6 tRNA genes and 2 rRNA genes are annotated in these 1,194 nt (G+C 47.2%); all 8 read left to right on the forward strand.

The window, feature by feature from the left end:
* Positions 1 to 214: ribosomal RNA gene (locus IQI_RS01745) — 23S ribosomal RNA — on the forward strand; the annotation flags it as partial.
* 155 nt (positions 215 to 369) lie between these two features.
* Positions 370 to 486: ribosomal RNA gene (rrf, locus tag IQI_RS01750) — 5S ribosomal RNA — on the forward strand.
* A gap of 10 nt (positions 487 to 496) precedes the next feature.
* A tRNA-Val gene (locus IQI_RS01755) sits at positions 497 to 572 on the forward strand.
* Between the two features lie 12 nt (positions 573 to 584).
* A tRNA-Thr gene (locus tag IQI_RS01760) sits at positions 585 to 660 on the forward strand.
* A gap of 59 nt (positions 661 to 719) precedes the next feature.
* Positions 720 to 795, forward strand: a tRNA-Lys gene (locus IQI_RS01765).
* A gap of 40 nt (positions 796 to 835) precedes the next feature.
* Positions 836 to 920 (forward strand) — tRNA-Leu (locus tag IQI_RS01770).
* 7 nt (positions 921 to 927) lie between these two features.
* A tRNA-Gly gene (locus IQI_RS01775) sits at positions 928 to 1,002 on the forward strand.
* Between the two features lie 9 nt (positions 1,003 to 1,011).
* Positions 1,012 to 1,100, forward strand: a tRNA-Leu gene (locus IQI_RS01780).
* Positions 1,101 to 1,194 lie beyond the last annotated feature (94 nt).

Raw genomic sequence — 1,194 nt, forward strand, 5'->3', positions numbered from 1 at the left:
TGTACCAGTTGTCTTGCCAAAGGCATCGCTGGGTAGCTATGTGCGGAAGGGATAAGTGCTGAAAGCATCTAAGCATGAAGCCCCCCTCGAGATGAGATTTCCCATCACTTTATGTGAGTAAGATCCCTAGAAGATGACTAGGTAGATAGGTCAGAGGTGGAAGCATGGCGACATGTGGAGCTGACTGATACTAATCGATCGAGGACTTAACCACACAGTATCATTTTAAAAATGAACAACATTGGTCGATATTCGGCTTTCTTGACATCAATTCTTTATCTAGTTTTGAGAGAATAATTTTCAAATTAACCCTTGAAATTTTCTCTAAAAGAGTTATAATAGTACTTGTCCTTAAAAAAGGATAAACAGTCTGGTGACTATTGCGAAGAGGTCACACCCGTTCCCATGCCGAACACGGAAGTTAAGCTCTTCAGCGCCGATGGTAGTTGGGGGATCTCCCCCTGTGAGAGTAGGACGTCGCCAGGCGATACATTTCGGAGGATTAGCTCAGCTGGGAGAGCATCTGCCTTACAAGCAGAGGGTCGGCGGTTCGATCCCGTCATCCTCCACCATTTTTTACACACGCCGGTGTAGCTCAACTGGTAGAGCAACTGACTTGTAATCAGTAGGTTGGGGGTTCAAGTCCTCTTGCCGGCACCATTTGGTTTATTGTTTACTTTAGCTCAGTTGTGATTACATCGCAAATTCATTTTTATTGAGAGCCATTAGCTCAGTTGGTAGAGCATCTGACTTTTAATCAGAGGGTCGAAGGTTCGAGTCCTTCATGGCTCACCATTATTTTTTGCGAAAGCAAAAAAACTTGCCATTTACACATGCGGGTGTGGCGGAATTGGCAGACGCACCAGACTTAGGATCTGGCGCCGCAAGGCGTGGGGGTTCAAGTCCCTTCACCCGCACCATTCATATGCGAAAGTAGTTCAGTGGTAGAACACCACCTTGCCAAGGTGGGGGTCGCGGGTTCGAATCCCGTCTTTCGCTCCAGAAGATTTTGCCGGGGTGGCGGAACTGGCAGACGCACAGGACTTAAAATCCTGCGGTAGGTGACTACCGTACCGGTTCGATTCCGGTCCTCGGCACCATTGTTTTTTAAAACAAAATAGCTTATTAGCGCCCGTAGCTCAATTGGATAGAGCGTTTGACTACGGATCAAAAGGTTAGGGGTTCGACTCCTCT

This window comes from Rossellomorea aquimaris TF-12 (assembly GCF_001648555.1).
Classification (GTDB): domain Bacteria; phylum Bacillota; class Bacilli; order Bacillales; family Bacillaceae_B; genus Rossellomorea; species Rossellomorea aquimaris.